The sequence below is a fragment of the Virgibacillus sp. AGTR genome (assembly GCF_016919725.2).
GTDB lineage: Bacteria > Bacillota > Bacilli > Bacillales > Amphibacillaceae > Virgibacillus > Virgibacillus salarius.
Genome location: NZ_JAJERH010000050.1, coordinates 17772 through 30696 on the forward strand (window position 1 = coordinate 17772; position 12925 = coordinate 30696).

The following is a 12925-nucleotide window of genomic DNA, read 5'->3' on the forward strand; positions in this document are numbered from 1 at the left end:
CCAAGGGTTTATTTACAAGTTGAAGAGGCTGAGACAAAAGAAGGAAGAAACAATAAAAAACGAAAAGATAATTTAGTTGAAATTAATTATCTTTTCGTTTTTTGATTAGAATCATTCCTTTAGCACCTGAAATAAGCGAAACTCCGGCGGGAACAGTACGAGTCCGAAGATTCACGTGGTAACGTGTTTTTCTTTACCAAGTTAGCTGTGGCCGTGCTCGTGGAAAGAGCTTTCTTTCCGGGGCACAGCTTTAGGTTCTTAGGAAAGCAAAGATCACTTTTCTGCGAGATCTTCAACTGGACTTTTCCCGTAGGATAAGGAAGGCCTTGAGAAGCGATCTTCTTTGTCAAAAAGTCTACGTATTTTGACTGCACCTCGTATGAACATTTATTTTATTATTCGGCTTTGGGGATAACGATTTTAATTTCATCCTAGATGAAAAATTCGTTTGCGTTTCATTTAATGGCGTGCTAATATATAATACAAATTATAGATATTATATATCTAGAATAGATTTAATGGAGGGGGATAAAAGAAGCTGTGAACTACACAGCTAATGATCAGAAGAATTAAAGCTAAATTCGTAGCTATTTGTTTGTTGGTCAAGAAATAATCATAAAAAGGGAATGGGGATGATTTAGATGCTGTTAGACTGTATTGTTATCGGCGGAGGTCCAGCTGGGCTTAATGCCTCACTGATGCTTGGAAGGTCTAAGCGCAAAACGATTTTATTTGATGATAATAAACCGAGAAACGCCGTTACGAACGAGTCCCATGGCTTTATCACACGGGACGGTATTCATCCGTTAGAGTTCAAACAAATTGCACGAGAGGAATTAAGTAAGTATCCAAATGTTATCATCAAAAAACAACGTGTTTTACAGGTGGATAAATATAAACAGGTATTCACAATCAAAGCAGATGACGGCGAGGTTTACAAAGCTAAAAAGATTATTTTAGCGACTGGACTGAAAGAAACCTTACCCAATATAGCTCAAGTAAATCAGTTTTATGGCACCAGTATATTTAGTTGTCCATTTTGTGATGGTTGGGAATTAAGGGATCGACCATTGGCTCTAATAGCTGAAAATAACAGAGCTTTCCATATGGCTAAAGTGGTCTTTAATTGGAGTAAAGATCTGATTGTATGTACAAATGGCAAGCAAATCCTTTCGGTGGAACAAAAAAATCAATTAAACAGCAAGGGCATTATCATATATGAGCAAGAAATTACCTCATTGCAAGGGGATCATGGGTATTTAAAAGGGATTACCTTTGCTGGTGGTGAGAGCATTACACGAGAAGGAGGATTTGTTACACCAGAATGGGAACAAGCGTCATCCATTGGTCGAGACTTAGACTGTGAATTCAACGATCAAGGAGGGATAAAAGTAGATCGCTTTGGAAGAACAAATGTGGAAGGTGTATATGCAAGCGGGGACACGTTATTAGCTGGGGCAACTCAATTAATTATTGCTGCAGCAGAAGGTAGTAAAGCTGCATTAGGAGTCAATGCAGCGTTAATGGAAGAAGACTTCTAAAGCAGCATTGTCAGCAAATTAGTTTTCTTTCACATATAACTAGCAGTAATACCCCAAAGAGAATCCAAAATTGGTAAGCGGGGGATAAACAAAAAACCAACTGGTTGACATTTCACTTTATAAGCTTTGTCAATATGGGATTGCTGATGATTTTGTATTAAGTGTTATATAAAGGAGGCTATGAATGAAGGAACACAAATGTAATTCGAAAGAAAAGGAAAATTTCACAAGAAAAATAGAATTTTTAGATGGATCTAAAAGGAGGGAGGACCTACCTCCAGAAAAGCTGTTGAATTTACTCCCAATGACGAGAACGGATACAATATTAGATTTAGGTGCAGGAACTGGATATTTAACAATTCCAGCAGCTAAAGCGGTTGACAGCCCTGTATACGCACTAGATAGAGATCCAAATATGCTAGAAATTATAAATACTAAAGCGCAAGAGGAGAACCTTACAAATATTAAGGCTATGCAAGCGGACATTGATCATATTCGACTATCAAATGATTCTATAGGCATTGTCCTTGCTTCATTAGTATTACATGAGACGAAAACGATATCCAAAACGTTGCAGGAAATAAAACGTGTCCTTAAAGAATCTGGTTATTTTGTATGTGTTGAAATAGAGAAGCTAGATCATGTTAATGATGGTCCACCGAGAATTTCCTCATCAATAATGGAACAAGAAATAACAAATGCTGGAATGGATATAATACAAAAATTCTTTCCAACAGACTCTTTATATGTCTTTATTGCCAGAAAATAACCTGCTTATATATTTTTTTGGATTAATTATAGATATTAAAGATATTTAAAGTATTTAAATAAGACATGTCCGTTAAATCGCGTCGCGTATTATGGAAGTGTGATCATTAAGTATAAATGTTCGATAGATCTTTACACGCTGATAGTAATCTTCAAAAAATCTGCCCATGGGAAAGCTTGCTTCTAGGGCAGATTTTTGTTTGGAATTTGTAAAGTATTAGGTTTGCACGCTTTGGGAATAGAGTGATGCCTTTAGGTCATACCTTTGTGGTACTACCAATCAGCGGGTAAACAAAACCCCTGCGGATTGAAGTTTCAATTTATCAGGATTCATCGTTATATAAATTTCTTTAATTGTACGATGAAGAATATAGAAACTGACCGTACTATGAATGGTACCATTCATATAATTGATGAGAGAGGGTTGACCATTGACGCTTCTGATTTCGTAGTAATAGTCTTCTGTGGTCTTTTTTCTTATACCAATTAAAAATGCTAAAACCTTCGTACGTGTTCGAATTGGACGAACAGCGGCTTTGACTTTCCCTCCACCATCTGAATACAAGGTAACTTTATCCGATACTAGCTCAAGCAGTTCACTCGTATTTTGTATGTGGAAGGCTTTGAGAAAACGGTTGACAACGTCTTTATTTCTCTCATAATGTAAGCTTTCGTTCTCTACAGCTGAGATTTTTTGCTTTGAACGGCTATATAGTTTTCTGCAGTTATCCTCCGTCTTTTCTACGATGGTAGAAATCTCTCGATAAGAAAAGTCAAATACCTCACGCAATAGTAAAACGGCTCGTTCGTGAGGAGACAGCTGCTCCATCATTCGTAAATAAGCAATACTTAATCCTTCTTTTTGTAGTAGAGCTTCTGAGGGGTGATCGTGCATGTCACTAAAAAAGAATAAAGGCTCAGGGTTCCATGGCCCAATATACACTTCTCGTCTTTTTTTTGCAGATTTTAAAAAATCCAGACAACGGTTGGTCATCATTTTACAAAGATAAGCTTTTTTGTTTTCAATCTTCTGATCTTTGATTTGATAGGCACGTAGGAAGGTTTCCTGTACAATGTCCTCCGTATCTACAACTGAACCTAGCATTCGGTAACCTAATGAAAATAACAAAGGTTGATAGAGTCGATACGCTTCATTATTAAGTTGCATGAGATGACCTTCCTTCTTTTTGCATAATTTCAATGGCTGCTTGTTTTCCACTCTCAACAGCACCCTCTGATAGTATAGAATCTGGTGATGCCCAGTCACCAGCAATAAATAACCCGGAAATATGAGTTTCAGATTGGCAGAAATTTTTCCTTTCCCCAACTTGAGGTAGACGGTAATTCACGGTTATTTGCGGTAGAAACCTACGTGCCACTTCATATTCTTGCCAGCCTGGTTGTATTTTGTTTAAGAACGCTTCAAGGTGAGTTTGCTCTTGTCTCCCAAATAACCTTTCATCTGGATGATGGTATTTAAGAACGTGAAGGATTGTACACTGTCCACTTTGGGAAAGCCTAGCATATTTTGAATGAACAGAATAATAGTAGGGGGTTGTTATTCCCATAGCAAATAATTGTTTTGGCTTAGGGAGTTTCTCTAATGCAACATCTAAAGTTGCAGCTTTTACGGGTACGATTTCTTCTAGGAAATTTCTTTGGAGATAGGGGAATGATTCGGCTATTACGTTGTTTAAATTATCTGGTGCTCCTGTATAGAGTACGTGTTTCGTTTGAAGACAATCCCCATTGGACAGCGTTAACTGAAATTGATCAGATTTATTTTTGACAATTTGCTTCATGTTTGACTTTGTTTGGATTTCCACTCCTGAGATAACTGCTTGATTATGAAGTTGATCAATCATTGTTTGCCATCCGCCATCTAAATAAGTGACACCTCCTATAGCATACTGGATATGAGAGATAACAACATATGCGCTAACTTTATGAGGAGCATGGCAGTATGTTGCTAATCTGCCTATAATATAAAGTAATGAGCGGACTTTCTCTGAATTGGTAGATTGGTGAACCCATTCGTGGAAAGTCTTGGTGTCTAATTCATCACGGTTGGGATTTTTTATTTTTATCAATATAGACACCCATTCCTTGCGCTCTTTCCAATTCAAAAAAGTGGTCTTGAAGAGTCCAAGTGGGGAGAATGGCGCTACATATTTCGTATTATTTTCAATTAAGATACCACCTAGTTTTGGCGTGTTTCCTTCAAGCGTAATGTTTAATTCCTCTAATATAGTTCGGGCCATTCCTTTTTTATAAAGAGCATGAGGGCCTAAATTAAATAATTGATGATTGATTATATCTGTTCTTGCACGTCCTCCAACCTGCTTTGCTTTCTCTAACAGTAACACGTTCAAAGGTGTTTTAGCTAAAAAATTGGCCGCTACGTAGCCTGCTAATCCTCCTCCAACAATAACAACATCCCATTTTTGAACCATGAAATAACCTCCTATTATCTCTTTTTATCCCGCATATAACTGGCAGTAAGCCTTTACTTTCAAGCAATAAAGTGAAACCAATATGGATAAGTGTGGGAACAGCTGCCAGCTAAATGTCCGATTAGTTCTAGGGCCTTTAGGCCATACCCTTGTGGTACTAACCATTCGTAGGAGATAAAAAAATTCCCACGGATTGAAGTATCACCTTATAATTCAAGACGATAATGAAGAGATATTTGTGACAGAGAGTAATTTGTTGTTTTATTCGTAAGCGGATTAGAATGATACTGCGTAGTGACAAAAAACAGATTGATTTTAAGTGTTGCAATGTAATATGGTATGAATAAGTAGTATTTAAGTAATCCATTCAAATGCTTTTTAGCTACGATGTTTGATAGCTTATCTGACTTATAATGCTTTTACATCCAGTGTTTGAATAAAACGAACAAAGGCATGAACGATGTTCAACTGTAATGTATCCTCATGATAATACATCCATGTTTTTCGAGTGATTGCTTTACCTGAAGGATGCTGTAACGGTTTGATAATTAGTTCTGGGTAGGGGCGGACAACTAAATTAGCTAAAATCGCATAGCCTAATCCATTAATAATCATTTCTTTACATGTTTCGACTTGACTAACTTGAATATTTATATTTGGCGTTTGTTTGTAATTGCTATACCACCATTGATCTACAATGCTTCTCATTTTTTCATCTGTATAATAGTCAATTCGTGGTAAATCAGGGAGATCTTTCCATGTAAAATCCCATGGTGAGGCAATACAAATTTCTTCCTCATAAAGCAGGTCTTTGTTTTCGTTCCACACATAATCACCTTTGATAAAACCAATGTGGACATCATTATTGAGGATCAGCCGATGCATTTCGCTACTCCAGCCAGTGACTACTTGAAATTCAACATTCGGATAGCTTTGCTTAAATAATCGTAGTAATTTTGGCATTTTATTTAAAGCAAAAAAGTTAGAAACGCCAACTCTAATCGTACCAGCTACTTGTTCCTTCATATTATGTAGCCGCTCTTCAATTTTTCGCTGTTCATAAAGCATTTTCTTGGCATGCTGTGCTAATTGCTCCCCTTCAGGTGTAAAGGTGATTCCTCTTTGCTTTCGAATAATTAGTTGCACACCATAATAGTTTTCGAGTTTTTTTAATCGAGATGTTAGCGTAGGCTGTGATAAGAACAGGCGATGTGCCGCTTGAGTAATATTTTCTGTAGCATATAAGGTTGCAAGCATTTCCCAATCCTGTATTTTCATTTCAGAATCTCTCCTAATTTTATGCTTGATATAGAAAAAAATTATGGCTAATAATTAAAATTATATATTTTTCTAATTTTCATTTCAATTTTATAATAGAACTATAGAATATAATGAAATTACTGAACTATTAAACAATGAATTATCTTAAAGGAGGATGTATATGAGTACGAAAGAAAAGTATGTTCCGGGTTTAGATGGGGTAATAGCTTCAGAAACTGCTATTTCCTTCCTTGATACAGAACAGGAAAAAATAATTATTCGTGGCCATGAACTGATAGAACTATCTAAGAGTAATGATTACATTGATATTGTGCATCTCCTGCTTAATGGTACGCTTCCCGATTCAACAGAGAAGTTAGTATTGGAAAAGGAATTAACAACGAATTACGATATACCGACTGATGTGATGAAGCTATTAGCTTTATTACCAAAACAAACACATCCAATGGATGGATTACGGACAGGTTTGTCAGCGCTTTCTGGGTATGATGAGGATATAGAAAATCGGTCCCTAGAAGCAAATAAGCGTAGGGCATATGCGTTATTAGGTAATCTTCCTGCGATTACTGTAAATAGTTACCGGCTAATCCATGGCCAAGAAGCAGTTCAGCCGAACCAAGAGCTTTCGTATAGTGCTAACTTCTTGTATATGATTACAGGGGAAGAACCAGAAGCTTGGGAGGCAGAGATTTTTGATCGCTCGCTTCTATTATATAGTGAGCATGAAATGCCTAATTCAACATTTACTGCAAGGGTTATAGCCTCAACAAATTCTGATTTATATGGTGCATTGACTGGTGGCGTTGCTTCTTTGAAGGGAAATCTTCACGGAGGGGCAAATGAAGCAGTTATGTACATGTTAAATGAGGCAAAGTCTGTTGGAGAATTCGAAGAACTACTACAGAAAAAGCTGATGAAAAAAGAAAAGATTATGGGATTTGGACATCGAGTATATATGAAAAAAATGGACCCAAGAGCATTAGTAATGAAGGAATCTCTAAAACAGTTATGCGATAAAAAAGGGGATTCATTGCTACTTGAAATGTGTGAAGCTGGTGAGAAGGTAATGCGAGAAGAAAAAGGGCTATACCCTAATTTGGATTACTATGCTGCCCCAGTGTATTGGATGTTAGGAATACCTATAGGGTTATATACTCCGATTTTCTTTAGTGCGCGGACGGCTGGCTTAGCTGCACATGTTATTGAACAGCATAATAATAATCGTTTATTCCGTCCTCGTGTAAATTATATTGGAGAAAGTTATTAAGAAGGTTATCGATTAATACTAGCTATCAGTGAGAGAAAGGGAGAAAAATTATGTTGAAAGTTGATGAACAGAAGAAAACGGATGCACTTTTAGAGGAAATTGCTGAATATGTATTAAATAAAGAGATTACGAGCGAGGAAGCTTATTCAACCGCTCATTATGTATTCATTGATACGATTGGTTGTGGGATCCTTGCGTTAAACTACCCAGAATGCACCAAGCATTTAGGACCTATCGTACCTGGAACAGTTGTTCCAAATGGCACAAGGGTACCAGGAACCTCTCATGTCCTTGATCCGGTTCAAGGCGCATTCAATATTGGAGCGATCATTCGTTGGTTAGATTATAATGATACATGGTTAGCAGCAGAATGGGGGCATCCTTCTGACAACTTAGGTGGAATACTTGCAGTTGCAGACTTTGTAAGTCAAGAGCGACTAGCTAAAGGACAGGAACCATTAAACGTTCATGATGTATTGGAAGCAATGATTAAAGCTCATGAAATTCAAGGCGTACTGGCATTAGAAAACAGCTTGAACCGCGTTGGACTTGACCACGTAATGTTTGTAAAGATTGCCACAACAGCGGTTGTCACGAAGATGCTTGGTGGAAATCGTGAAGAGATCATTAATGCATTATCTAATGCATGGATTGACAATTCAAGCTTACGTACTTATCGCCATGCGCCAAATACTGGTTCTCGGAAATCTTGGGCTGCAGGGGATGCAACCAGTCGAGCAGTTCGTCTAGCAATGATGGCTGTAAAGGGAGAAATGGGATATAAGACTGCTCTCAGTGCTCCTGGTTGGGGCTTTCAAGATGTGCTGTTTAATAAGCAAGAGCTAACTGTTAAACAACCATTCGATAGCTATGTGATGGAAAATGTATTATTTAAAGTATCGTATCCCGCTGAATTTCATGCCCAAACGGCGGCTGAAGCAGCTGTAAAGCTACATCCAGAAGTGAAGGGGCGCATCGACGAGATTGATCACATTACTATTACGACCCATGAATCTGCAATTCGTATAATTGACAAAAAAGGTCCTTTAAACAACCCGGCTGACCGTGACCATTGCCTTCAATATATAACTGCCATCGGTTTATTAAAAGGGAATATTGTTGCAGAAGACTATGAAGATGACGTTGCAGCTGATCCTCGAGTAGATATGTTACGTGAAAAAATGGTAGTTTCCGAGAACGAAAATTATACTAAAGATTATTTAGATCCTAACAAGCGATCCATAGCAAATGCTGTTCAAGTACATTTTAAGGATGGAACTTCGACAGAACAAGTGGATTGTGAATACCCATTAGGACATCGTTTCCGTAGAGAAGAAGCGGTGCCAAAGATTCTCGAAAAATATGCCCAAAACATGGCAACACAATATGCTAGCAAGCAATTAAAGCAGATTGAAGCTGTGAGCTATGATTATAAAAAGCTTACTGCCATGAATGTTAATGAATTTATGGAATTATTGGTGAAGTAAGAAGGAGGACATCACGTATGGCATGGATTGTCGATCAACCAAAAACACAGATAGAACTTGCTAATCAATTCAAGGAATTGATGCAAGCAGAATCGATTTTACAAATTCCTGGAGCACATGATGCAATGGCAGCACTTGTTGCTAAAGATGCTGGCTTCTCTGCCTTATACTTATCAGGAGGAGCATATACAGCAAGTAAAGGATTACCTGATCTTGGTATGGTTACTTCCACAGAGATAGCGGATAGGGCACGAGACCTCATCCGTGCTACGAATTTACCTGTACTCGTTGATATTGATACAGGATTTGGTGGTGTGTTGAATGTTGCGCGAACTGCACAAGAAATGTTTGAGGCAAATGTAGCTGCAGTTCAAATTGAAGATCAACAGTTACCCAAAAAGTGTGGTCATTTAAATGGAAAACAGCTAGTAACCAAGGAAGAAATGGAACAGAAAATACAAGCGATTAAAAAGGTAGCACCATCTTTAGTAATTGTTGCAAGGACAGATGCGCGAGCAAATGAAGGATTGGATGCAGCAATTGAAAGAGCAGAGGCTTATATTCATGCAGGTGCAGATGCGATTTTCCCTGAGGCACTACAAACAGATGAAGAATTCCGCTTGTTTGCTGAAAGAATAAGTGTACCTTTATTAGCGAATATGACCGAGTTTGGGAAAACGCCTTATATAACAGCTGATGAGTTTCAGCGTATGGGCTTTAAGATGGTGATATATCCAGTTACTTCTTTAAGGGTGGCAGCAAAGGCATATGAACGTATCTTTCAATTAATTAAAGAAGAAGGAACACAAAAAGATGGTGTGAACGACATGCAAACAAGAAAGGAATTATATGAAACCATTTCATATCATGACTTTGAAGATTTAGATAAGAAAATCGCTAAAACTGTATTAGGAGAATAATGAAACAATAGAAAAGGCTATTTGACGTGTAATAATTACTCGTTGGATAGCCTTTCATTTTTAAAATATTGTATAGCTTATATGGGTAAATATAGGTTCTGTAATTATATAAAGCAATAGAGAATGATAGCTCGTCATACAAACACTAAGGGGATTTATCCCACATATAACTGGCAGTAATCCCCCCATTTTCAGCAATAAAATGAAGCCAATATGGGTAAGTGTCAATGGACTGCCAGTAAATATCCGATTGGTTCAAAGGCTTTTAGGTCATACCTTTGTGGTACGAACAATCAGTATGGGATAAGCAAACCACTAACTGATTGAAGTTTTACTTTATATACGTAGGTATGAATTTTTTAATGTATTGCAGTATTTGCAAGCTATTTCTACTATACATACGCATTTTCTGACTATTATCACGAGATGTTACATGAGGCGATTTCTTTCGACGTTATCCCTAAATTTAGAATTTTTTAAAAAATCTTATCTTTGATACTATGAATAAGTGGCAGTCATTTTTTACTAACTGAGGGGGATTATTCATGAATAGTAGCAGACTGAAGCAATTTAGCATCCTTTTCGTAATGCTAGGGATTATTAGTTTATTAGTAGCCTGTGGCTCTTCTGAAGGAGATGCAGAAAAAGAAGGCGATAGTTCTAAAAATGCTGATGAGAGTGGTTTAAAAGATACATATACAGTAGCAAGTGATACTTCGTTCGTGCCATTTGAATTTAAGGAAGATGGTGAATATGTAGGTTTTGATATTGAACTAATTAAGGCAATTGCTGATGAAGTTGGATTTGAAATAGAATTAGAAACAACCAATTTCGATGGTATTATCCCTGGTCTACAAACTGGTTCCTTTGATATTGCAGTCGCTGGTATTAGTATAAAGGAAGACCGAAAAAAGAAGGTTGACTTTAGTGATCCATACTATCAGTCAGGTTTAGCAATTGGGGTCAGCAGTGATAATGATTCCATAAAAAGTATGGAAGACCTTGAGGGGAAAACTATAGCAACTAGACTTGGTTCTACTAGTGCTACGTATATTAATGAAAATATTAAAAATGCGAAGGCAAGTCAATTTGAACAGTTAGACCAAGCATATTTGGCGGTAGAAAATGGTAGTGCGGATGCTATTTTATATGATGCACCAAATGTTAATTATTATATCAAGACAAAGGGAGATAACCTAAAGGTTGTAGGTGATCTTTACCAAGCAGAAGATTATGGTATAGCTATTTCTAAAGGACAGGGAGAGTTAGTTACAGCGATTAATGATGCACTTGCAACGCTGAAGGAAAATGGGAAATACGATGAAATTTATGAAAAATGGTTCGGTAAAAAGCCAGAATAACTAAACAAAGAAGTAGAGAAAAACTAAGGCTTATACTTCGCTGTAGGTCTTAGTTTTTCTCTGACAGTGAGGTGAGACGAAGGTGGCAGTTGAATTTAATTGGCTTCAAGTAATCGACTTTCTCCCGGAATTAGTTACAGGGTTATATTATACATTATTGATTTCTGTTGTTGGCTTAGCCATTGGTTTTATATTGGGTGGGGTATTCGGTCTAGGTAGAATAGCTAATAATAAGGTTATAAAGGGGATATCTACTGTATATGTGGAAATCATTCGAGGTACGCCGGTATTAGTACAGGCTATTTGGATTTATTTTGCGCTTCCACTAATTATCGGATTTGAAATTGAATCTATCATTGCCGGTATTATTGTAATTGCCCTAAATTCAGGTGCATATATTGCAGAAATTGTCAGAGGTGCTGTGCAATCAATTGATAGAGGGCAGGCAGAGGCAGGACGTTCTCTCGGCTTAAATCATAGTCAAACAATGCGTTATATTATCTGGCCTCAGGCTTTCAAACGAATGATCCCACCATTAGGAAACCAATTTATTATTAGTATAAAGGATACGTCGCTCCTATCCGTCATTCTAGTTCCAGAATTAATTTTTCAAGGGAGACTGATCGCTGCGAATCATTTTAATGCCGTAGAGATATACACTACAGTTGCTGTATTTTATCTTGCTATTACACTTACATTATCCTTTATTCTAAGAGTCATTGAAAGGAGACTAGATATTCAATGATTGAGGTAAAAGATTTGCATAAAAGCTTTGGCAAAAACAAAGTATTAAAAGGGATCAATTGTGAAATCCAACCATCTGAGGTCGTCTGTGTAATTGGACCAAGTGGATCAGGAAAAAGCACCTTCCTTCGTTGTCTAAATATGCTTGAGTCAATAACGAAAGGGGACGTTATCGTTGATGGTAACCACTTAAATGACCCAAAGGTAAACATAAATCTGGTACGTACGGAAGTAGGAATGGTTTTCCAGCAATTTAATCTATTCCCTCATAAAAAAGTTATTGAGAACTTAATGCTTGCTCCTTGTAAAGTACGGCATTTAAGTACAAAAGAAGCAAGGAATCGAGCAATGAAGCTATTAGAGAAGGTTGGTTTAGCTGATAAGGCTGACCAATATCCACAGCAGTTATCTGGTGGGCAGCAACAGCGGGTTGCGATTGCTCGGGCACTAGCAATGGAGCCAAAAATGATGCTATTTGACGAACCAACTTCTGCATTAGACCCTGAATTGGTGGGAGAAGTACTAGAAGTTATGAAACAACTTGCCAAAGAAGGAATGACGATGTTCGTCGTAACACATGAAATGGGATTCGCTAGAGAAGTTGGTGATCGTGTTATCTTTATGGATGATGGTGTTATTGTCGAAGAAGGAGAACCAGACCAAATCTTTACCAATCCTCAATCTGATCGAACGAAGGAATTTTTAAATAAAATATTGTAGCATGAAAAACGTATTGAGTATTACTCAGTACGTTTTTCTCGTAGTCTAGGAAAAATTATAAAATTATCCCATGTAGATAAATATGAGCGTGTAAAGCCGCGTCAAGCGCAAGCGCCCAGAAGCTAGGCGACTTCACAGATCGCCCTAAGCTAAATTATCATCGGCTCGCAAGCTCACCGTAATTCCTTTATCTTCGTTGACTCGCTCCAGTCGCTCCGTTTCTAATCAGGCGCTTGCGCTTTTGTTCTAAGTTAAGAAAGTATAAAATCAGTGCAATGACTGCGTTAAGCCAAGTAGTTATTTTGAAATGTTTGATGTGTATTGGCAATGCTCCGACTAATTACTTCGCTTTCCGCGGGCACGGCCTCAACTAACTTTGCAAA

Annotated in this window: 11 protein-coding genes; 8 read left to right on the forward strand and 3 right to left on the reverse strand. The window is 37.5% G+C overall.

Annotated features, from left to right (window positions below; genetic code table 11):
• Nucleotides 1-641: 641 nt before the first annotated feature.
• Together JUJ52_RS16080 and JUJ52_RS16085 are read left to right on the forward strand one after the other, a co-directional pair.
• Nucleotides 642-1541: an NAD(P)/FAD-dependent oxidoreductase gene (locus tag JUJ52_RS16080; protein WP_205389640.1), complete on the forward strand. Its 900-nt coding sequence runs from the start codon at nucleotides 642-644 to the stop codon at nucleotides 1539-1541.
• A gap of 184 nt (nucleotides 1542-1725) precedes the next feature.
• Nucleotides 1726-2310: a class I SAM-dependent methyltransferase gene (locus JUJ52_RS16085; RefSeq protein WP_205389641.1), complete on the forward strand. Its 585-nt coding sequence runs from the start codon at nucleotides 1726-1728 to the stop codon at nucleotides 2308-2310.
• Nucleotides 2311-2589: 279 nt separating this feature from the next.
• Here the strand turns inward: JUJ52_RS16085 and JUJ52_RS16090 are convergent, their stop codons facing one another.
• The 3 genes from JUJ52_RS16090 to JUJ52_RS16100 all read right to left on the reverse strand — a co-directional run bounded on the left by JUJ52_RS16090 (nucleotide 2590) and on the right by JUJ52_RS16100 (nucleotide 6040).
• On the reverse strand, nucleotides 2590-3477 hold the full coding sequence (locus JUJ52_RS16090; protein WP_026679973.1) for an RNA polymerase sigma-70 factor: 888 nt from the start codon (nucleotides 3475-3477) through the stop codon (nucleotides 2590-2592).
• Entirely contained in the window at nucleotides 3467-4762 is a 1296-nt protein-coding gene (locus tag JUJ52_RS16095) for a phytoene desaturase family protein (protein WP_205389642.1), read from the reverse strand. Before JUJ52_RS16095 ends, JUJ52_RS16090 begins: the two co-directional genes overlap by 11 nt.
• A 408-nt stretch (nucleotides 4763-5170) precedes the next feature.
• Nucleotides 5171-6040: a LysR family transcriptional regulator gene (locus tag JUJ52_RS16100; RefSeq protein WP_026679971.1), complete on the reverse strand. Its 870-nt coding sequence runs from the start codon at nucleotides 6038-6040 to the stop codon at nucleotides 5171-5173.
• A gap of 163 nt (nucleotides 6041-6203) precedes the next feature.
• On the opposite strand from JUJ52_RS16100, the gene mmgD reads away from it, so the two are divergent.
• The 6 genes from mmgD (at nucleotide 6204) to JUJ52_RS16130 (ending at nucleotide 12542) form a co-directional block, all read left to right on the forward strand.
• Complete coding sequence (gene mmgD, locus JUJ52_RS16105) at nucleotides 6204-7310, forward strand: citrate synthase (RefSeq protein ID WP_121604691.1); 1107 nt, start codon at nucleotides 6204-6206, stop codon at nucleotides 7308-7310.
• Between the two features lie 50 nt (nucleotides 7311-7360).
• Nucleotides 7361-8797, forward strand: a complete 1437-nt coding sequence (gene prpD, locus JUJ52_RS16110; RefSeq protein ID WP_121604692.1) for a 2-methylcitrate dehydratase — start codon at nucleotides 7361-7363, stop codon at nucleotides 8795-8797.
• 17 nt (nucleotides 8798-8814) lie between these two features.
• Entirely contained in the window at nucleotides 8815-9717 is a 903-nt protein-coding gene (gene prpB, locus JUJ52_RS16115; protein WP_026679968.1) for a methylisocitrate lyase, read from the forward strand.
• Nucleotides 9718-10262: 545 nt separating this feature from the next.
• On the forward strand, nucleotides 10263-11078 hold the full coding sequence (locus JUJ52_RS16120; RefSeq protein ID WP_205389643.1) for a glutamine ABC transporter substrate-binding protein: 816 nt from the start codon (nucleotides 10263-10265) through the stop codon (nucleotides 11076-11078).
• Nucleotides 11079-11160: 82 nt separating this feature from the next.
• The gene (locus JUJ52_RS16125) at nucleotides 11161-11823 is read left to right on the forward strand and encodes an amino acid ABC transporter permease (RefSeq protein WP_026679966.1); all 663 of its coding nucleotides are present in this window, start codon (nucleotides 11161-11163) and stop codon (nucleotides 11821-11823) included.
• Nucleotides 11820-12542, forward strand: coding sequence for an amino acid ABC transporter ATP-binding protein (locus JUJ52_RS16130; RefSeq protein ID WP_121604693.1), 723 nt, complete (start codon nucleotides 11820-11822; stop codon nucleotides 12540-12542). The genes JUJ52_RS16125 and JUJ52_RS16130 overlap by 4 nt, the downstream gene beginning before the upstream one ends.
• Nucleotides 12543-12925 lie beyond the last annotated feature (383 nt).